The sequence below is a fragment of the Halorubrum gandharaense genome (genome assembly GCF_054654575.1).
This window is the reverse complement of sequence record NZ_BAAIET010000002.1, coordinates 952,549-972,277: the sequence shown is the minus strand read 5'-3', so window position 1 is coordinate 972,277 and position 19,729 is coordinate 952,549. Positions and strand designations below refer to the sequence as shown.

Sequence of the window (19,729 nt, the reverse complement as noted above, 5' to 3'; positions counted from 1 at the left end):
GCTGGAACCCTTTCGATCAGGTGACCACGAATTCGGAGCAGTCCGTCCGTCCGACAGTTACATAACCGATCGAACAGATACGCACCCAAATGGCCCCGGGAAGGAAACGCTGAAGGGGGTCAAGTTCACCAGTATAACACCACGATAGATGAGCCACACGACACACCAAACGAGAGAGGTTTTCGCCGAATGAGCGACGCCGACTTCTCCGCCGACGAACTCGAACTGCCGATCAAACGAACCACCGGCGAGACCCTGGAGGACCGTCTCACGGGCAACGCGTACAACAACATCCTCCCCGCGAGATACCTCCGGAAGAACGCCGACGGCGAGCCCACCGAGCAGCCTGAGGAGCTCTTCGTTCGCGTCGCGCGCAACGTCGCGCTTGCCGAGGCCGTCTTCGAGGCCGAAAAGCGCGGCGTCGAAGTCACCGTCACCCCCGACCAGCTGAAGCCGGACCATCCGCGCCGCGACGAGCTCGCCGAGGAGGTCTTCGGCAAGGGCGTCACCGCCGACGACACGGACGTCGAGACGACGCTGTCGGTGTACAACGTCAACAAGTTCGCGTACGAAACGGTCGTCGACGAGCTCCCCGGAGAGGTCCGCGAGCACGTCGAGGAGACCACCGAGACGTTCCGGGACGGGATGGAGTCGCTCTCCTTCATGCCGAACTCGCCGACCCTGATGAACGCCGGCGACGAGCTCCAGCAGCTCTCCGCCTGTTTCGTCGACTCTCCGGGCGACGACATCACGGACATCCACCAGACCGCAAAGGAGGCCGCCGAGGTCTTCCAATCCGGTGGCGGCATGGGGTACGCCTTCTGGAAGCTCCGGCCGTACGGCGACGCCGTCGGCTCGACGGGCGGGATCGCCTCCGGGCCGATCACGTTCATGCGGACCTACGACCAGATGTGTGAGACGATCGCGCAGGGCGGCGCCCGGCGCGGCGCCCAGATGGGCGTGATGCGCGTCTCGCACCCGGACGTCATCCAGTTCATCCACGCCAAGAACAAGGACGTCTCGCTGGCTCACTCGCTGCGCCTGAACGACCCCGACGACTTCACGCACAACTCCTTCAAGGACGCGTTAGAGGAGGCCCGCGAGCTCATCGACGACGAGGGACGCGTCCCCGAGCACCTCCGGAACGCAGTCGAGGGTCACCTCTCGAACTTCAACATCAGCGTCGGCGTCACGGACGACTTCATGGAGGCGCTGTACAACGACGAGGAGTTCACCTTCACCAACCCGCGCACGGAGGAGCCCCACGTCGCCACCCCCGAGACGAAGGAGCTCTACGACATGTTCGGTCTCGGCGACCACGTCGAGGTCGGCGAGGTCCTCTCGGTCCCCGCGGAGGAACTCTGGGACCAGATGGTCGACGGCGCCCACGAGAACGGCGAGCCCGGCGTCATCTACCTCGAGCGCGTCAACAAGAAGCACTCCTTCGACGTCGAGGAGCACCCCGACCACCGCATCCTCGCGACGAACCCCTGCGGCGAGCAGCCGCTTGAGGAGTACGAGGCCTGCAACCTCGGCCACATCAACCTCTCGACGCTCGCGGCCCAGGACGCGCCCGACTGGCGGGTCTGGAGCAAGGAGCACGCCGACGAGTACGACTCCCACGAGGCGGCCGTCGACGCCTTCCTCGAGGAGGCGATCGACTTCGAGGAGTTCAACGAGCGCATCGAGTACGGTACGCGCTTCCTCGAGAACGTCGTCACCATGTCGGACTTCCCGGTCGACGAGATCGAGCAGAAGGTCCGCGACATGCGGAAGATCGGGCTCGGTATCATGGGCCTCGCCCAGCTGTACATCCAGCTCGGCGTCCGCTACGGCTCCGAGGAGGGCAACGAGGTCGCCCGTCAGCTGATGACCCACATCAACCACGGGTCGAAGGACACCTCCCACGAGCTCGCGACGGAGCGCGGTACCTTCAACGACTGGGAGGACTCCAAGTACGCGAACCCGACGGAGTACCCCGACTGGTTCGAGCACCACACGGGTCGCGACCCCGAGGAGTGGGCGGACGGCTTCCCGATCCGCAACCACAACACGACGACCATCGCGCCGACGGGGACGACCTCGATGATCGGCAACACAACGGGCGGCTGTGAGCCGATCTACAACGTCGCGTTCTACAAGAACGTCTCCGACGACGTGCAGGGCGACGAGATGCTCGTCGAGTTCGACGACTACTTCCTCCGGACGCTGGAGGCGAACGACGTCGACGTGCAGGCCGTCAAGAAGGAGGCCCAAGAGCAGATGGCCGAAAACGAGTTCGACGGCGTCGAGGGACTCACCACCGTCCCGGACGCCATCGGCGAGCTGTTCGTCGTCACCGGCGACCTCTCCGGCAAACAGCACGCGGCCGTGCAGTGTGCGTGTCAGGAGGGCGTCGACTCCGCCATCTCGAAGACCTGCAACTTCCCGAACTCCGCGAGCAAGGAGGACATGCGGGAGGTGTACGAGTACATCTACGACAACGGCGGCAAGGGGGTCACCGTCTACCGCGACGGCACCCGCTCGAAGCAGGTGCTCACCACCCGCGCGAAGAACACGGAGTTCGCCGACGAGACCGAGGCGGCCGAGACGATCGTCCAGCAGATCGACGAGGTGTTCGGCGGCGTCGAGGCGTTCCTCGACAACGAGGACGTGCAGGCCGCGATCGACGCCGAGATCTCCGACCTGCTGGAAGCGACCGACCAGCCCCGCATCGACTACAGCGAGACGCGCCCACGCCCCGACTCGCTGAACGGTGTCACCCAGCGCGTGGAGACGGGCTACGGCAAGCTGTACGTCACCATCAACGAGGACGAGAACGGCCGACCGTTCGAGCTGTTCGCGAACATCGGCCACTCCGGCGGCTACACCAACTCCTTCACGGAGGCGCTCGCGAAGGTGATCTCGACGGCACTCCGCTCTGGCGTCGACCCCGAGGAGGTCGTCGACGAGCTCCAGGGCACCCGGAGCCCGAAGGTCGCCTGGGACAAAGGCGAGCAGATCCAGTCGATCCCGGACGCCATCGGCACGGCGCTCCGCCGCTACCTCGACGACGAGATCGACAAGGGGATTCCCCAACAGCAGAGTCTCGCCGATGTCGAGGGTGAGGACGCCGAGGATGACGCCGCGGGCGCATCCACGAGCGTCTCGGCCGGCGGTCACGCTGCCGGTTCCGCCGGCGGCGCGGCCGCCGAGACCGCAGCCGACGACGACGCCATGCAGGACCTCATCGCGGCCGGCGAGTCGCCCGAGTGTCCCGAGTGTGGCGGCATGAGCCTCTACTACTCCGAGGGCTGCAAGACGTGCGAGTCCTGCGGCTGGTCGGAGTGTTGAGCTGCGGATAGGCCGTTTCACCGCCCGTTTTTGACCGGCGCCGCAGTTTCTGCGCTGAGCGTATCGCCGGCGCGGCACGAGTACCCCGAGCAACGGGCACGTTCGACGACCGTGAAACGCAGCTCCGATGATAATTCTTTCCAAGTGACAACTGCTCACTCGGCAGCGGTCTGTGCAGGCAAGCGATCTAACGCGGGACACTCCGAACAGTCCACCCGCTGGGAAGATGTCCGGGCAAGATAACGGATGTATGCAGCACCGTGACTTCGTTCTCGATCTACGGAACCAGCTGTTCTACACGCCCTCCGGGATCAACAATGTGCTTAACGGGAACGCTCTTCCGTAGGAAATTGTTGATACAACCTCTCGTTGCAGACGCCACTCAGTAGCTGGCCGTCAGAGCCGCTGCAGCGCCAGTTCTTGATCCGTCCAGCTCACAACAGAATCACAAGAGGGCTCTCCATCAACAATGTACTACACAAGAGCGTAACGGGAATCGATGATCCAAACGCAACATCGGCCATACCCCCGCCGATAGGCATTTCATAGAGACGGATAGAAGTGGAATATGGGAATGAACAATCGGCGTTCGATAGTTAAAAAAAGCCTCAGCCTCGCTGGTCTTGTCGTTATCGCCGGATGTGTAGATCAGACTAGTAGTGATTTAGATGATGGAGAGAACGGTAATGAGACACCCACGACGATGACCGCTTCTCCTGAAGGAACACAAACTACTGAGCCTGCAACAGAGTCTCCTGTTACACTCAAAGTCACTCAGGGTGATGAAGAAGATCTGTCCCAATATTCTGATGAAGAAATCCGGGAGTTTGAAGAGTTGACCCAAGAACAGCAAGATGCTTTTCGAGAAGCCCATAATAGTGGCTCAACCACGCTGGATGGTGAATTTGACCCCGGGGGACCGAGTGACGCACCTAGAGTGGTGAGATATGACGGTGAGTATTACCGCATGGACTACTATAGGGCCTGATGGCTTTGTTAAAGACCTAGCAAGTGATAATTTCTGATCCGGATCCGGTCTATACAGAATCCTCGGTGAGTGATATCGGGAATGGGTGTTGCAACCAGCGTTATCGATGATCTCTTATAAACGAGCATAAATAGTTCCGCTGCTCCCCCTTAAATCCAGACTGCGGTCGGCGCGCGCGAGAAACGCGCGCGAGGGAGGCGGGAGCGCGCTGGCGTTGCGGTGCGGTCCGCCGGCGCGCTCTCCGCCGAGGCTGGGGAGGGCTGAGGCTGCGGGGCTGTGCGGGGTGGGGTGGGACTCAACGGGGCAGCCGTTCCCGCCGCAGGCGGGAAACAGCGAGACGGTCCCTCGGACCGTCTCGCCCGTGGTCCGGGACGACGGAAGTCGCAGCCGGCGAGCGCTTAAAAAGCGCGAGCCGGACCGTCTTCCGGAACCCTCGACCGGAGCCGGCTGGGGCTTTGGAGCTATTCGTCGCCGTGCTCACTCACGCAACTACTTATAAAAGATCCACAACCTCACCGACGCCCCGCTTATAAACGACGTACTCGCTCAGGCGATACACGTACTCCCGACATCGCTCACCGAACAGCCACCATCTGCCGGCTGTTTCACACCACATCGTGTCCGGAGAATGGGATTTCACAGAGCCAAAAGCAGGAAGCGGACCGCTGACTGCCAACTGCCGACCACCAACGGCCGGCTACTGACCGCTCAGTCGTCCTCCTCGACGACCTCGGGGTCCTCCAGCGCGGACTGGAGGGAGTCGAGGCCGTTGACCCACTCGGAGACGAGACCGTACTCCAGCTCCTCGACGAGGTCGATGGAGAGCTCCTCGCCGTCGATGACGCGCGTGCCGGCCTGCACCACGTAGCCGAGCGCGGCGTCGAGGTCCTCGTCGGCCTCGGCGTCGGCCGCGGCGCGGACGAACTCCTCGACGTTCCCCTCGACGACGCCGCCGACGACGTACTCCTCGGCCGCGTAGAAGACGGGGACGAGCGAGGTCTGGACGCCGTCGATCAGCATCAGCTTGTCCTCGTCGTCGAAGTCGACCTCCGCGAGCACCACGTCGCGCACGTCGCCGATCTCCTCGACGGCGCGGTCCTCGTCGATGCGGCCGTCGTTGTAGGCGGCGAGGATCTTCGCCACCGCGATGGCGGCGTCGTCCTGCAGGTTCAACAGGAGCCGTGCGGAGTCCTCGTTTTCGGGGTCCAGCTCCTCCTCCTCGACACGGGAGAGCCAGTTCTGCCAGCGTTCCTCGGAGTAGAACGTCTCTACGGCGTCATCCTCAGTCATGTCTCACACGTCACCCGGCCCACTCAAATGCCTTTCCTATCCGCCGGCGCGCGCGAGGCCGTCACACCCGGGCGAGCACCCGTGTGGCGCGTTCGTGTTCGTCGCTACCGGTCCGACAGCGTCGCCTCGGTGTCGATCCCGTACACCGACGCAGGCGTCTCGACGTGCGCCCGCCGGACGGCTTCGTCGTGGCCGTTCTCCAGCATCCAGCAGACCCGTCGAGGAACCGTCTTCGGCCCCATCACCGCGCCGGGATGGTCCGGATCGTCAACGAAGTCGGTCTCCATCAGGAACGGCTCGTCCGATTCCGCCGCGCGCTCCAGCCGGTCCTTCTCGCTCATCACGCTGGGAACCGGGCCAGCGAGCTCGCCGGCGGCGTAGTGTTTCACGACGTGGTCCGGGTCCATGCCCGCATCCCTCGACATCTCCGCGATGTCCGTCAGGTCCTCGCTGGCCTCGGTGTGGAGCTGGACCGCACAGTCGAGCTCGGCGCCGAGCTCGAAAGCGTGGGCCATGACGGCGTTCGAGGCGTCCCACTCGTCGTCACTCACGTCGTAGTGGGGACGGCCGGATTTCAGCGCCAGCGCGCGCCCGTCGGCGACGAACTCGGCGGCCACCGAGAGCGCGCCCTGCATCAGGTCGCGAGCCTCCTCGGGTGAAAAGTCGCGATCGCCCGTCAGTCGCGTGAGGAGTCCGGGGTGCGCGCCGAGAACCGGCCACGCGCGACCGGGAAGCACCTCGTTTGCGTCCGCGACCGCCTCGATCGTCTCCTCGAAGACGGGCCGGAAGTCGTCCGGCTCGTCAGCCTCGACGCCGAGGTGCCAGGAGGGTTTGTTCACCACGAGCAGGTGGGTGCCGCCGAGGTGGACGAAGTCCTCGACGGCGTCGATGCCGCGTCCGTGCCGCGGATCCAGGTGGAGGTGGTTGTCGAGCACCGGCGTGGGAAGCTCCTCGCTCATGGAAAAGCGTGCGAGCGGCGGCGAGAAAGGGGTTACGTGATGGCGTGACGGGGCGACAGGGCGACGGCGCGATACGCCCCCACGCGATCGCGACTACCGCCCGAGGTCGGCGTGTGCCGACGAGAGGTGTCGCGATCCGAGCGCGGCCAAAAGCGAGAGCTCGCCGGCGAGCGCGGCGACGGCAATCGCCTCCGCGAGCGCGTCGGCGTTGCTGCCGGCGGGGTCGCCGCCCCCGCGGACGCCGAGCACGTCGAGCCCCTCCGCCTGCGTGGGGAGCTTGGTGCCGCCGCCGACCGTGCCGACCTCCAGGCTCGCCAGCGAGACGGAGACGTAGAGGTCGCCGTCCGGCGTGGTTTCGGCGGTCGTGATCGCGTTGGCACCCTCGACGACCTGCGCCTCGTCCTGCCCGGTGGCGAGGAACATCGCGGCGACGGCGTTGGCAACGTGGGCGTTGAAGCCGAGCGCACCGGCCTTCGCCGAGCCGACGAGGTTCTTCCGAGTGTTGATCTCCGCGATCGCCTCCGGCGTGGTGTGGAGCTGATCCTCGACGACCTCACGGGGGATCTCCACGTCGGCGGAGACGGAGCGTCCCCGCCCCTCGACGGCGTTGACGGCGGCCGGCTTCTTGTCCGAACAGAGGTTCCCCGAGAGCGCGATGAGGGTGGCGTCGGTCGCCTCCTCGATCACCTCACAGGCCTCGCCGGTGGCGATGGTGACCATGTTCATCCCCATCGCGTCCTTCGTGTCGTATCGGAATCGGAGGTAGACGTTGTTGCCGACCGCGTACGGCGTCACGTCGAGCAGCTCGCCGTGGCTCGTCGTCGCCTCGGCGGCGCCCGCGAGCGTCGCCTCGTTGTCGCGCACCCACTCGACCAGCGCCTGGGCCTCGGCCACGTCGCCCACGCGGAAGACGGGCGCGCGGGTCATCCCGCTCTTCGTGACGCGGGCGGTCGCGCCCTCGGCAGCGTTGATCACCGAACAGCCGCGGTTGATGGAGGCGACGAGCGCCCCCTCCGTCGTCGCCATCGGGAGGTAGCGGTCGCCCTCAAAGGCGCCGCCGTCGACCGCGACGGGGCCGGCGACGCCGAGCGGCACCTGAACCGCGCCGACCATGTTCTCGATGTTGGGGTCGGCGTCGGCGGCGTCGAAGCCGTAGTTCCCGACCGCGTCGAGGTCGATATCGGACTCCTCGGCGACGAGCAGCCGACGGGCGGCCGTCGCCGTGTCGGCGTCCGCGTGCTCCTCGAGCTCGTGAAAGCGCACCTCGCCGGCGGTAACGCGCGCGGCGAGCTCCTCGGGCGTGGGCGTGCTCATGTCCGCGACTCCTCACGGCGACCGCTAATGGCTGTCGGTTTTCACGACGCCCCAACGTTCGTGGGTCGTTCTTGACGAGCGACTCCGGAAGTGGGTGTAGTACATGAGCGGATGGGGCGTTTATGAGCGGGGCGTGGGTGGTGTCGTGAAGCGTTTATAAGCGGTCGACGAGGTGAGGACGACGGTCGACACCTCCAAAGCCCCGGGCGGCTCCGGTCGGGGGTTCCGGAAGACGGTCCGGCTCGCTGCTCACGGCTTCGCCGTTCGCTATCGAGAGCTCCCTCCGGTCGCTCTCGCATTGCTCGCGGGCTGCGACTTCCGTCGTCCCGCTCGCACGGCTCGCGGGACGCTCGCTTTCGGGGCCTCCTTCCAGCCGGCCCCGCCGGCCGCCCCGTTGAGTCCCGCACCGCAACCGCAGCCTCAGCCCTCCCCAGCCTCGGCAGACGGCCGCCGGCGGGAAACCGCTCCGCCGGCGACCGCTGCCTCCAGCGAGAATCGGAGATTCTCTGGCAGCCGTTCGCGCCCGGCGGGCGCTCACGGCGACCTCGCGCGCGCCGACCGCAGTCGGGTTTATAAGCGGTCGACGGGACCACCCACCGTCGTTTATAAGCGAGCAGCGATGACGCCGGTTGCAATACCCACTCCCGATGTCGATCAACAGGCTGTTTCCAGCGATCTGCCGGAACGTTTCACAGTCGCTCTGAAAAGTGAGCGTTCGACGGAACCGCTCGGACGGGTGTGGTACGCCGACGCGTTCGCGTCGCGGAACGCACCATTTATACCCGCGGCAACGGAATCACATCCCATATGCCGAGTTCCAACGGACCCCAGAAGGCAACCCGCGACAAACTGTCGAACAAGCCGCGCGACCGCGGCACCTCGCCGCCCCAGCGCGCGATCCAGGAGTTCGAGGAGGGCACGCAGGTCCACCTCAAGATCGACCCCAGCGTGAACGATGGTCGTTTCCACCCCCGCTTCGACGGACGTACGGGTACGGTCATCGGCAAGCAGGGCTCCGCCTTCAAGGTCGAGATCGTGGACGGGAGCGTCGAGAAGACGCTTATCGTCAGCGCGGCGCACATGAAGGCCCAGCAGAACAACTGAGATGACGATCTTCAAGGAGAAGGTCGACGAGGAGTACGTCACCACCTCCGAGGCGAAGGAGATCCTCGTGCAGATCGAGGACGAGCGTGCGGCCGACGAGGAGCGCGAGCTCCGCTACGAGCTCGCGCGTGCGATCGAGCACGTCAACCGGTTCGCCCACCTCGACGCCGAGGAGTCCCGCGAGCTCGTCGAGGAGCTCGCCGAGCTGGAGCGGATCGACGTGCCGACCGCGATCAAGATCACGGACCTCCTTCCGGAGGACCGCACGGAGCTTCGGTCCGTCTTCGCCCAGGAGCGCTACTCGCTCGACGGCGAGGAACTCGACGAGATTCTCGACATCGTCGCGAAGTACGCGTGAACTACCCTACCCTACTCGCTCACGGCTGACGCCGTTCGCTCCTTGAGGGTAGGGCTTCCTGCTTCAACGACGCGCTTTGCAGACACTGAATGGGTGTCCGTAGGGAGCGCAGTCTCCACAGGCGTTGATTCGGAGTATCCCACTCCTATATCTTGTAGACCGCGAGAAAGAATGTTCCACGCCGCGTTCGCGTCCCTGTCCGCCTCAAACCCGCAGGCGGGACAGGAGTGTTCACGGACCCACAACGGCTTGTCGGTCGAAACGCCGCACGACGCGCACTCCTTGGTCGTCCCTCTCGGGTTGACCGCGATAAAATGCGCCCCCTCTCGCTTGCACTTGTATTCGAGCAACGAGAGGAACGTTCGCCACGCGGCAGACGCCGTGTTGCGGCTATTCGACGGACTTTCCATCATCCTCTTCACGTTCAGGTCTTCGACTGCCACGAGGTCGTACTCCCGAGCGTAGTACGCCGAGAGCTTGTGCAAGAAATCGCGGCGCTTCCGTCGGAGGGCGGCGTGACACTCCGCGACCCGCTGCCGTTGCTTCTCGTAGTTGTTCGACCCGTGCTGTTTGCGCGAGAGCTTCCGTTGCTCGCGCTCCAAGCGGTCACGTTCGTCGGAGAGATCAAGCGACCCGACCGCCGTGCCGTCGGTGTCGTGGGCGTACTTGAGAATCCCAACGTCGATACCGACGCACTTCTCGGGGTTTTCTGGCGCTTCGGGAGGTTTACGGTCCATTTCGACGCCGAAGGTGGCGAACCACTCACCCGTTGGCTCCTTCTTGAGCGTGACCTGTTTGAGGGTGGCGTCCTCGGGGATGGCGCGGTGGAGTCGGATCGGGATGTCCGCGAGTTTCGAGAGTGACAGCACAGTCTGACCGCCCTTCTTGTCGAGCTTGAAGCCAGATTGACTGTACGTGAAACTGCGGAACTCGCGTGGTGGCTTCCACTTGAGTTGGCCGACGCCGTAGCCGTTCTCCTTGAGTTTGGAGAGTCCTTTGAGGTTGTCGAACAACCGTTCCACGACGGTTTGGAGAACCTTCGAGTACACGTTGGAGAGGCCGTCCCACCACTTCTTGAGATCGGGCAGTTCCGACCGGAGCGTGGTCATGGACGGCAGTTCGCCGTGTTCGTCTTGGTACTCGTTGAGGCGGTAGAGAGCGTGATTGTATAGTTGCCTACAAATGTCTCGGTGGCGGTCCAACTCCTCGCGGTGGTCGTCGGACGGCTTGAGACGGTACTTGTAGGCGTAATACATCCGTTACTCTCGTTCCTCGATGAGTTCGTCCAACTGTTCTCGGACGAACGACGAGAGGTTGAGGTGTTGGTCCTCAATCCACTCGTCTTGGTCTTCCCGAATGGTGATTGTCTTCCGTTTCACTGTAATGCACGCTATGCATAGTATGCACATAATAGTTTCGGTGGCGTAGGCCTGTGAGCCTGCAACAGAACAGTGTACGGGCAGATGATGACGGCGTGGACGAATCGCAAAGCGATTCGTTCGCACACCAGAAATCTTTGATTTCTGGGGACGCTGTATCCCCGCCCTACTGCGCTACTCGGGCTCCGCCCTGCGTTGCTCCTTGAGGACGGGGGCTTAGCGCCTGCATTCAGCTAATCGGCGCGCGACGACGGCGCTCGCGGGTGCACCCGCAGCTGGACGGATCCGCCGGATCAGCCACGCCGGCGGGCGACTTTTTACGTGTCGCGTGCGTATCATACTTTATGAGCGAAGCCGACACCGAGGCCGACGCCGACATGGAGACGCGAGAGGCGGTGCTACTCGACGTGCTCCCCACGGGACGGCCGGACGACGACCGGCCACAACACCGGAAACAGCCCATCGCGTACGGGCTCGGGGTCGACGAGTTCCGGATCTACGAGCTGACGCTCGCGGAGTCGGCAGACCCCTCGGTCGGCGATCGCATCGACCTCGACGGCGAGCTGGTCGGGCGGTACCGGGAGGTCGACCTCGCGGACGTCACGCGGAACGCGGACGCCGAGCTGGAGTACGCCGTCGAGGCGATCGTCGACGCCGACGAGCGCCGCTTCGTCGACTTCTTCAACGACGCACAGCCGATCAGCCTCCGGCTGCACATGCTGAACCTGCTGCCCGGGATCGGCGACACGCTCCGTGACAACGTGTTGGACCAGCGGAAGCGACACGGCCCCTTCGAGAGCTTCGAGGACCTTTCCGAGCGGGTAGACGGTCTCCACAGCCCGCGGGACGTGATCACCGATCGGATCATGGCGGAGCTCCGCGAGGACGATCTCAAATATCAGGCGTTCGTCGAGCGGAGCAAGTAGCGGCGAGAGCAGTTCGCCTGCTGGACTGTCCCCGCCGCTCCGCCCGTTATCATGCCGAAGAACTGGCGGAGGTGTTTTATATACCGTGTCGGACAATCGGAATCATGACCAGCGACTCCCCCGACGGGATCGACGTGCTCCACGTCGACGACCACGACCCGTTCAGGGATCTCGTCGAGCGCTACCTCGAACGCGAGCCGGACATTACGGTTCACGACGCCGACACCCCGGACCGGGCACTCGAGTTGGTGTCGCGCGTCGACTGTGTGGTCTCCGACTACGACATGCCGTCGGCGACCGGACTCGACCTGTTAGCGGAGGTGCGCGACCGCCGGCCGGATCTTCCGTTCCTGCTGTTCACCGGCAAGGGAAGCGAGGCGATCGCCAGCGAGGCGATCTCCGCCGGCGTCACCGACTATCTCCGGAAGGGTGGCGGCACCGACCGGTTCACGATGCTCGCCACCCGGATCCGCAACGCGGTCGCCGCCAATCGGGCCGAGGCTGCGCTACGCGAGCGCGAGCGCCGGCTGATCGACCTCCACGGGGCGAGCGTCGCGCTCCAGACGGCGGCGACACGCGAGGACGTGGCCGAGATCATCGTCGGCACGGCCGAGGAGACGCTCGGCCACGAGGTTGTGACGGTCCACCTCCGGCCCGATGAGCAACGAGAACCGCACCGGCTCGACCCGGTTGCGTGGACCGACGGCGCCGAAGCGGCGTTCGATGGACCACCGCCGGCGTTTCCACCGGGAGCGAGTGCCGTCAGGGGGGCGACGGCGGACGGCGGCGTGTTCGTGTACGCCGACGTGTCGGGACCGGACGCCGCGCTCGATGCGGAGACGTGGGTGCGCTCGGCGATCCACGCGCCGCTCGGCGACCACGGCGTCCTCCGGATCCCCGACGAACGCGTCGGCGCCTTCTCCGAGGACGACCGTCGAACCGTCGAGCTGCTGTCGAACGCCCGCGAGGGTGCGCTTCGGCGGCTCGCGGGCGAACGAGCGGGCGAGAGTGTGAGCAACGGCGTGGGCGACGGCGAAACCCCGTCGACGCCCGACCACACCAGCACCCTGCGGTGAGGACGGTCCGAAACGGGACTTTTACCCGGAATCACGGAGTATCGACGCCAATGACCGACCACTCGACGGGACACGCCGACGCGTACGGGAGCCGGGACCCCGACGCGCTGGCACGCCGCGCCGGCACCCGCGCGGACCCCGACGACGACCAGCACTTTCTCGTCGACGACCGCGTGCTCGACCGAATACCCGGCTACCTCCCCGAGGACGCCGACCTGAGCCACGTACTGGAGATCGGCGGCGGCGCGGGCGCGCTCACCGACCGCCTGCTCGCGGCCGTCGGCGGCAACGACGCCGAGCCCGCGGGACGCGTCACCGTCGTCGAGCGCGACCCCGGGTTCGCCGCGTTCCTCCGCGAGGAGTTCGCGGACGCCGTGGCGGACGGCCTCCTCGACGTGGTTGAGGGCGATGCGCTCGATGTCGAGCTCCCCGAGTTCACCGCCTGCGTCGCCAACCTGCCGTACGGCGTCTCCTCGGAGATCGCCTTCCGGCTGCTGCCCGAGGGGAAGCCGCTGGTGTTGATGTTCCAGCGGGAGTTCGCCGAGCGAATGGTCGCCGAAGCTGGCACCTCGGAGTACGGCCGGCTCTCCGTGTCGGCCCAGCACTACGCCGCCGTCGAGCTGGTCGAACACGTGCCGAAGGAGGCGTTCGACCCCCAGCCGGCGGTCCAGAGCGCCGTCGTGCGGTGTACGCCGCGGGACCCCGACTATGAGGTGGGTGACGAGGCGTTCTTCCTCCGGTTCGTGAAGGCGCTGTTCACCCAGCGCCGAAAGACGGTGCGGAACGCGATCCGCAACACGGGTCACATCTCCGGGCTGGACGACCCCGAGGCCGTCGTGGAGGCAGCGGACGAAGACCTGCTTCGGAAGCGACCGGGCAAGCTCGCCCCGGCGACGTTCGCCGAGCTGGCCGAGCTGGCCCGTGAACACGGGGCACCGACTGGCGGGCAATGACGGCGACCGCCGCGCTCGTCCTGACGGACTTCTTCGCCGACATCCAGCAGTTGGCGTCGAGCAACGTTCGGCGACTGGCGTTCACCGCGCTGGTGATCGGTGGGGTGCTCCTCGTGCGGATCGCGACCGGGTACTGGCGGTCCCGGAACCCCGAGCGAAGCTCCCGGCAGCGGCTCCTCCTCTCGACAGTGGTCGCGATGGCCACGGCGGTCGGCGTGCTCTCAGTGCTTGCCGTCTGGGGATTCGGCGACGCGCTGGTCGGGGCGTACGACGACGCCATAACCGACCACTTCGCGGACATGGTGCTCGCCGTCGTGCTGATCGCGAGCGCGTACGCGATCACGGACTTCATCGGCGGCGTGATCCGCGAGGTGTCGGCGGAGAGCACGGCGATCTCCGACCATCAGGAGGAGGTGTTGCGCCGCGTGCTCCAGATGACCGTCTACCTGCTCGTGGTGCTGGTGATCATCGGCCTGTTCACGGACAACGTCGGCAGCCTCCTCGTTGGTGCCGGGTTCGCCGGGATCGTCGTGGGGATGGCGGCGCGACAGACGCTCGGCGCGGTGCTCGCCGGCTTCGTGTTGATGTTCTCACGACCGTTCGAGGTGGGTGACTGGGTCGCCATCAACGACTACGAGGGAACGGTGACGGAGATCACGGTGATCAACACCCGGCTCCGGAGCTTCGACGGCGAGGTCGTGACGCTCCCGAACGACGAGGTGCGCTCGGCGGTCGTCGTCGACCGGTCGCGTCGAAATCGTCTGCGCGTCGAGATCGAGGTCGGCGTCGACTACGACGCGGACCTCAACCGGGCACGCGACACCATCCTCGATGCCGTCTCGGAGATCGAGGGCATCGAGCGGATGCCCGAGCCGGACGTGGTTGGCAAGCGGTTCGGGGACTCCGCGGTCGTGCTCGGGCTCCGCTACTGGATCAAGGACCCGAGCATGCGCAAACGGTGGCGCACACAGACCGCGGCGATGACCGCGATCAAAAGTCGGCTGACGGAGGAGGGGATCACCATCCCCTTCCCACAGCAGACGCTGTCGGCTCGCGAGGGGGAGTTCGGCGTCGAGCTGGACTCCGACATCGGCCGTGATGCTGCTGCGAACAACGACGGGCCCGCGGATGGTGGGCCGGGCAGTGAGGGGTCGCGATGACGGGCGACGCCCTCGCGGCCAGTCGCGGGATGGACGTGACGGTGTATCAGCCGGCGGAGGACTCCGGACTGCTCGCGGAGGCCGCCGTCGAACACGCCCGCGGGCGCGTGCTGGAGGTCGGCACCGGCTCCGGCTGGGTTGCCCAGCAGGTGGCCGAAGAGACCGGCCTGCGGGTGATCGCCAGCGACCTCAACCCGCATGCGGCCCGTCAGGCTCGCGAGCGCGGCGTCGAAGCGGTCGTGGGGAGCCTGCTCGACCCGTTTGCTGCGGACACCTTCGACACCGTCTGTTTCAACCCACCGTATCTTCCGACGGATCCGGACAACGAGTGGAACGACTGGATGGAACACGCGCTCTCCGGCGGCGAGTCCGGCCGTGAGCTTATCGAGCCGTTCCTCGCGGACGTCGACCGCGTGCTCCGTCCCGGCGGCGTCGTGCTCCTCTTGGTCTCCTCGCTCACCGGCTACGAGGCCGTGTTGGAGCTGATCGACGACGCCGGCTTCACCCACGAGGTCGCCGTCGAGGAGTCGTTCCCGTTCGAGACGCTCACCGTGCTCGCGCTCCGGGATGCCGATTCCGGCATGGAGAATAACTAAAGAGCATAATCTGCATTAGCAAATATTATATCACGGCATATCCAACGTCCGGTGATGACTGAACGAGTCGCGACCACGCCGGGGCTGTATCCGCTCCCGGACTGGGCGAAGGAGACGCTCTCGGACCTGAAAGGCCACCAGAAGGGTGACCTGCTTTCCGGCGACGAGGGTGCGGAGATCGTCGAGACGTACGACGAGGTCCGCGCCGAGTTCGTCGACGACCAGCTCGAGGCCGGCCTCGACCGCGTCGTCGAGGGACAGGCCCGCTGGGACGACATGATCGCACACCCGCTGACGCTCCACGACAACGTGGAGACCGGCGGCATCGTGCGCTACTACGACAACAACAACTTCTACCGCGATCCTCGCGTGACCGGCGACCTGACGTTCTCCGGCGACGTTGCCGCCGAGCTGGAGTCGGCCGCCGACGTGCTCGCCGGCGACGCGCCGCTGCAGGCGGTCCTCCCGGGCCCGTATTCGCTGTCGGAGCTCGCGACCGACGAGCACTACGGCGACGACGCCGAGTTCCTCGCCGCCGTCGGCGACTACCTCGCCGGCGAGGTCGAGGCGTTCCCGGACCACGAGACGCTGTTCCTGCTGGAGCCGTCGCTGATCGAGGACGCCCCCGAGGACGGCACAGAAGAGCGCGTCACCGACGCGATCCGCACCGTCTCGGAGGCGACCGACGCCGACGTGGTCGTCCACACCTACTGGGGCGCACTGGAGGAGAAGCTGTACGCCCACCTCGTCGACGAGGCGGGGGCCGACGCGCTCGGCCTCGACCTCGTCGCGGGCGACCGTGAGGACTCCGTCTACAACGTCCAGGAGTACGGTGCACCCGACTCGCTCGCGCTCGGGCTCGTCGACGGGCAGAACACGCTCGTCGAGGAGCCGGAGACGATCGCCGAGCGCGTCGAGTGGTTCGAGGGACAGATTCCGGTCGAGGCGTTCGACACCACCTACCTCACCTCGAACACGGAGCTGTTCCACCTGCCGGAGAACAAGTACAAAGCCAAGCTTGCGGCCCTCGCCGAGGCCGCGGAGGTGCTCGAATAATGGTCCGCAATCCCGAAGCCAACCGCGAACAGTTCCGCCCCGAGAGTCTCGACACCGACGCGTTCCTGTTGACGACCGTCGTCGGCTCGTACCCCAAGCCGAAGTGGCTGAACCGCGCCGACGAGCTCGTCGACGACCCCGACTCGAAGTTCGACGACGACGACCTCGAGGAGGCGCACGACGACGCTTGCCGGCTCATCACGTGTGAACACGAGCGCGCGGGTCTCGACACCGTCGTCGACGGCGAGATGCGCCGCAACGAGATGGTGGAGTTCTTCGCCGAGCGCATCGACGGCTACGAGTTCAACGGCCCCGTGAAGGTGTGGGGCCACAACTACTTCGACAAACCCTCCGTCTTCGAGGAGGTCGCCTACGACGAGCCGTGGCTCGTCGACGAGTTCGAGTTCACCGAGAGCGCGGCCGAAAAGCCGGTGAAGGTCCCCATCACGGGACCGTACACGCTCGGCTACTGGGCGTTCAACGAGGCGTACCCCTCCACCGAGGAGCTCGTCTACGACCTCGCGGACCTCGTCAACGAGGAGGTCGAGAAGCTCGTGGAGGCCGGCGCGCGCTACATCCAGATCGACGAGCCCGCGCTCGCAACGACGCCCGAGGACCACGCCATCGTTGGCGAGGCCTTAGAGCGCATCGTCTCCGGCATCCCCGAGGAGGTCCGGATCGGCCTCCACGTCTGTTACGGCGACTACTCGCGGATCTACCCAGAGATCAACGACTACCCGATCGACGAGTTCGACGTCGAGCTCTGTAACGGCGACTACGAGCAGATCCCGGTCTTCGAGGATCCCGAGTTCGAGCCGGACCTCGCGCTCGGCGTCGTCGACGCGCACACCGCCGAGGTGGAGCCCGTCGAGGAGATCAAGGAGAACATCCTCCAGGGTCTGCGCGTCGTCCCGCCGGAGAAGCTCACGATCTCACCGGACTGCGGGCTGAAGCTGCTTCCCCGCGAGATCGCCTACGGCAAGATGGAGAACATGGTCGAGGCGACCCGACAGGTCGAAGCCGAGATCGACGCCGGCGAGATCGACCTCGACGACCCGCTGGCCGACTACTGAGCCGACCGCGGTTCGACCGTTTGCGACTGCGGCCTCCGGAGCCGGTCGACTCGGGCTCCCGGTTCCGCGGCTCCGCTTTTCAGGGTCCGTTGAGGTCTTATTCTTCACAGCCAATATCGGATGAAACAGTTGGTCGATAGAGACTGCTTGTCGATCGATATCGGGGGTGGGTGTATCACGTGAGCGGGTGCGGCGTTTATAAGTGGGGCGTGGGTGGTGTTGTGGATGGTTTATAAGGAGTGTAGGGTCGGTGAGTTGCTGATGGTTCGTTGACGGAGACCGCCTGCAAAGCCCCAGCCGGCTCCGGTCGAGGGGTCCGGAAGACGGTCCGGCTCGCTGCTCGCGGCTTCGCCGCTCGCGAATTGCGGTGCTCCCTCCGGTCACACCTCACGACGCTCGCGGGCTGCGACGTCCGTCGTCCCGCTCGCGTACTCGCGGGACGCTCGCTGTCGTCCGAAAATCGGAGATTTTCGTGATGACGAGAGAGCGCAGCTCTCTCGAACCACGCGCTCAAAAGGTCTCTCCGCACGGCTCGGTCTGTTGAGTGCTTACGTCACCCGTTGTCCCGGAGCCGGCTGCCCCTTCGAGTCCCACCCGCACCGCTCAGCACCGCAGCCTCAGCCCTCCCCAGCCTCGGCGGAGAGCGCGCCGGCGGACCGCACCGCCTCGCCGGCGCGCTCCCGCCTCCCTCGCGCGCGTTTCTCGCGCGCGCCGACCGCAGCCTAGATTTAAAAGTGGGCAGCAAAACCCCCACGGTCGTTTATAAGCGCTCACCGATCACGCCGGTTGCAATACCCACTCCCGGTCTTACTCATCGGGGACCGTCTATCGACGCGGCGCACCTTCTTGCGCTCGGCGGCGCCGCCGCGCTCCCCGCCATCGCGGGCTGTGCGGCGACGGCGCCGCCGAGTGCGGAGTCCCACGAGGGCTTCGGCGAGTTTCGCCCGCAATCGGTGAACGAGAGCACCCTGCGTGCGAGAGCGGGCGGCGTAGTAGCAGCGTCCGCGTGCCGTCCGCGGCCGGTGTGGCCCTCTTCAGTGCCGGAACAGGTGGACGGCGTCGCCGTCGCGTACGAGACAGAACGGCACGCCGTCGTTGTCGGGGAACCGGGTGGTGACCTTCCGCGTCGTGAAGAGCCGGTCGAACGGCGCCCCGCAGGCGGGACACGCCACCGCTCCCCGGTTCTCCCAGAGTCGCGTGTCGCCGCCGTCGCGAAGCTGTTTGAGCGCGTGACGGTGCTCGTGAACGTCGAACCCGGTCATGGGGAGCGATCGCCGCTCCGGCGCTTAAAAGTGCGGTTGCACGTATCAGGCGTGATTCCAGGTCGGATGGTGGTGGGACTCTCCTACAGCTCCGCGTCCGCCAGCCGCTCGTCGGCGCGCGCCAGCGCCTCGTCGTCACCCTCCCGGACGTAGCTGCCGACGGCGCGCGCGGCTTCGACGAGCGCGTCTGCCACGTCCGGGGTCACGTCCCCCTGAAGCGCCTCCACTCGCTTGGTCCGATCCCGGAGACGTTCGAGGCGGTCGCGGGCGGCGTCCGCGCGGGCGGCCACGTCGGGCTTCGCAACGGCAGGATCGTCGGCCTCGGGATCGGCCTCCTCGGCGACCGCGGTCGCGTCGTCGAGGAACGTCTCCACGTCCTCGCGGTACTCCTCGACCGCGCGAGCGGCGGCCATGCCGCGGGCCTCGCGCATCGACTCGGGGATGGCGTCGGCCGGCGGGCGCTCGCCCTCGTCGGCGGTCGCGAGCAGCGCGAGCAGGTACTCGCGGTCGGCGTCACCCGGGTCGAGCTGGCGGTCGTAGGCGTCGACCGCCTCCAGCAGCTCGCGGGCCGCGAGGTAGGTGTCGTCGAGCGCCAGCAGCTCGCCGCCGGAGACGAACCCGCGCTTGCGGACGTACTCGCGAAGGTCGTCTTTTAAGTCGTCGACGCCGGCAGCCGGAAGCGTCCCGCGGGCCTCGCCGAACGCCTCCCGATGCGGGGTGAGGTCGAGCTCGGCGGGCGAGTCGGTGTGAAGCGCGCGGTCGGCCACGCCGACGCTTTTGAGGCTCCCGCAGGCGGGGCACTCGACGCTTCCCGTCTCGTAGTAGGACCAGCGCGTGCCGCAGTCGCGACACTCGCGCTCGCCACGGACTTTCATTGGCGGAATTTCGACGCCGTCCGGGTA

17 protein-coding genes are annotated in these 19,729 nt (G+C 66.1%); 11 read left to right on the top strand and 6 right to left on the bottom strand.

The genetic code is table 11. The features are described 5' to 3' along the window. Nucleotides 1–189 precede the first annotated feature (189 nt). Both ACYQ07_RS13915 and ACYQ07_RS13910 read left to right on the top strand, forming a co-directional pair. Nucleotides 190–3,333, top strand: a complete 3,144-nt coding sequence (locus ACYQ07_RS13915; protein WP_459882625.1) for an adenosylcobalamin-dependent ribonucleoside-diphosphate reductase — start codon at nt 190–192, stop codon at nt 3,331–3,333. A gap of 568 nt (nt 3,334–3,901) precedes the next feature. Next, a complete protein-coding gene (locus ACYQ07_RS13910) occupies nt 3,902–4,321 on the top strand; it encodes a DUF7979 domain-containing protein (RefSeq protein ID WP_459882623.1) in 420 nt (139 codons plus the stop codon). A 708-nt stretch (nt 4,322–5,029) separates the two neighbouring features. Here the strand turns inward: ACYQ07_RS13910 and ACYQ07_RS13905 are convergent. From ACYQ07_RS13905 to hmgA, 3 genes are all read right to left on the bottom strand, one after another. Next, complete coding sequence (locus tag ACYQ07_RS13905) at nt 5,030–5,611, bottom strand: DUF2150 family protein (RefSeq protein WP_459882620.1); 582 nt, start codon at nt 5,609–5,611, stop codon at nt 5,030–5,032. Nucleotides 5,612–5,715: 104 nt separating this feature from the next. Further along, nucleotides 5,716–6,570, bottom strand: coding sequence for a TatD family hydrolase (locus ACYQ07_RS13900; RefSeq protein WP_459882618.1), 855 nt, complete (start codon nt 6,568–6,570; stop codon nt 5,716–5,718). A gap of 93 nt (nt 6,571–6,663) precedes the next feature. Next, a complete protein-coding gene (hmgA, locus tag ACYQ07_RS13895; protein ID WP_459882615.1) occupies nt 6,664–7,884 on the bottom strand; it encodes a hydroxymethylglutaryl-CoA reductase (NADPH) in 1,221 nt (406 codons plus the stop codon). Between the two features lie 807 nt (nt 7,885–8,691). On the opposite strand from hmgA, the gene ACYQ07_RS13890 reads away from it, so the two are divergent. Together ACYQ07_RS13890 and ACYQ07_RS13885 are read left to right on the top strand one after the other, a co-directional pair. Continuing rightward, nucleotides 8,692–8,988, top strand: a complete 297-nt coding sequence (locus ACYQ07_RS13890) for a 50S ribosomal protein L21e (protein ID WP_459882612.1) — start codon at nt 8,692–8,694, stop codon at nt 8,986–8,988. Nucleotide 8,989: 1 nt separating this feature from the next. Next, nucleotides 8,990–9,346 carry an RNA polymerase Rpb4 family protein gene (locus ACYQ07_RS13885; RefSeq protein WP_459882610.1) on the top strand — a complete coding sequence of 119 codons (357 nt, stop codon included), beginning with the start codon at nt 8,990–8,992 and terminating at the stop codon, nt 9,344–9,346. A gap of 11 nt (nt 9,347–9,357) precedes the next feature. Here ACYQ07_RS13885 and ACYQ07_RS13880 read toward each other — a convergent pair whose 3' ends face one another. Beyond that, the gene (locus ACYQ07_RS13880) at nt 9,358–10,602 is read right to left on the bottom strand and encodes an RNA-guided endonuclease InsQ/TnpB family protein (RefSeq protein ID WP_459882607.1); all 1,245 of its coding nucleotides are present in this window, start codon (nt 10,600–10,602) and stop codon (nt 9,358–9,360) included. A 467-nt stretch (nt 10,603–11,069) separates the two neighbouring features. Here ACYQ07_RS13880 and ACYQ07_RS13875 point away from each other — a divergent pair, with 467 nt between their 5' ends. From ACYQ07_RS13875 to ACYQ07_RS13845, 7 genes are all read left to right on the top strand, one after another. Further along, complete coding sequence (locus ACYQ07_RS13875) at nt 11,070–11,651, top strand: DUF655 domain-containing protein (protein ID WP_459882605.1); 582 nt, start codon at nt 11,070–11,072, stop codon at nt 11,649–11,651. Nucleotides 11,652–11,755: 104 nt separating this feature from the next. After that, nucleotides 11,756–12,727 carry a response regulator gene (locus tag ACYQ07_RS13870; protein WP_459882602.1) on the top strand — a complete coding sequence of 324 codons (972 nt, stop codon included), beginning with the start codon at nt 11,756–11,758 and terminating at the stop codon, nt 12,725–12,727. A gap of 50 nt (nt 12,728–12,777) precedes the next feature. Further along, on the top strand, nt 12,778–13,680 hold the full coding sequence (locus ACYQ07_RS13865) for a 16S ribosomal RNA methyltransferase A (protein ID WP_459882600.1): 903 nt from the start codon (nt 12,778–12,780) through the stop codon (nt 13,678–13,680). Continuing rightward, nucleotides 13,677–14,840: a mechanosensitive ion channel family protein gene (locus ACYQ07_RS13860; RefSeq protein ID WP_459882598.1), complete on the top strand. Its 1,164-nt coding sequence runs from the start codon at nt 13,677–13,679 to the stop codon at nt 14,838–14,840. Before ACYQ07_RS13865 ends, ACYQ07_RS13860 begins: the two co-directional genes overlap by 4 nt. Further along, complete coding sequence (locus ACYQ07_RS13855) at nt 14,837–15,436, top strand: HemK2/MTQ2 family protein methyltransferase (RefSeq protein WP_459882596.1); 600 nt, start codon at nt 14,837–14,839, stop codon at nt 15,434–15,436. Before ACYQ07_RS13860 ends, ACYQ07_RS13855 begins: the two co-directional genes overlap by 4 nt. A gap of 54 nt (nt 15,437–15,490) precedes the next feature. Beyond that, a complete protein-coding gene (locus ACYQ07_RS13850; protein ID WP_459882593.1) occupies nt 15,491–16,492 on the top strand; it encodes a 5-methyltetrahydropteroyltriglutamate--homocysteine methyltransferase in 1,002 nt (333 codons plus the stop codon). Further along, the gene (locus ACYQ07_RS13845; RefSeq protein WP_459882591.1) at nt 16,492–17,565 is read left to right on the top strand and encodes a methionine synthase; all 1,074 of its coding nucleotides are present in this window, start codon (nt 16,492–16,494) and stop codon (nt 17,563–17,565) included. Before ACYQ07_RS13850 ends, ACYQ07_RS13845 begins: the two co-directional genes overlap by 1 nt. A gap of 1,034 nt (nt 17,566–18,599) precedes the next feature. Here ACYQ07_RS13845 and ACYQ07_RS13840 read toward each other — a convergent pair. Both ACYQ07_RS13840 and ACYQ07_RS13835 read right to left on the bottom strand, forming a co-directional pair. Beyond that, complete coding sequence (locus ACYQ07_RS13840) at nt 18,600–18,827, bottom strand: DUF7385 family protein (RefSeq protein ID WP_459882590.1); 228 nt, start codon at nt 18,825–18,827, stop codon at nt 18,600–18,602. An 83-nt stretch (nt 18,828–18,910) separates the two neighbouring features. Then, the gene (locus ACYQ07_RS13835; RefSeq protein WP_459882588.1) at nt 18,911–19,702 is read right to left on the bottom strand and encodes a DUF7117 family protein; all 792 of its coding nucleotides are present in this window, start codon (nt 19,700–19,702) and stop codon (nt 18,911–18,913) included. Nucleotides 19,703–19,729 lie beyond the last annotated feature (27 nt).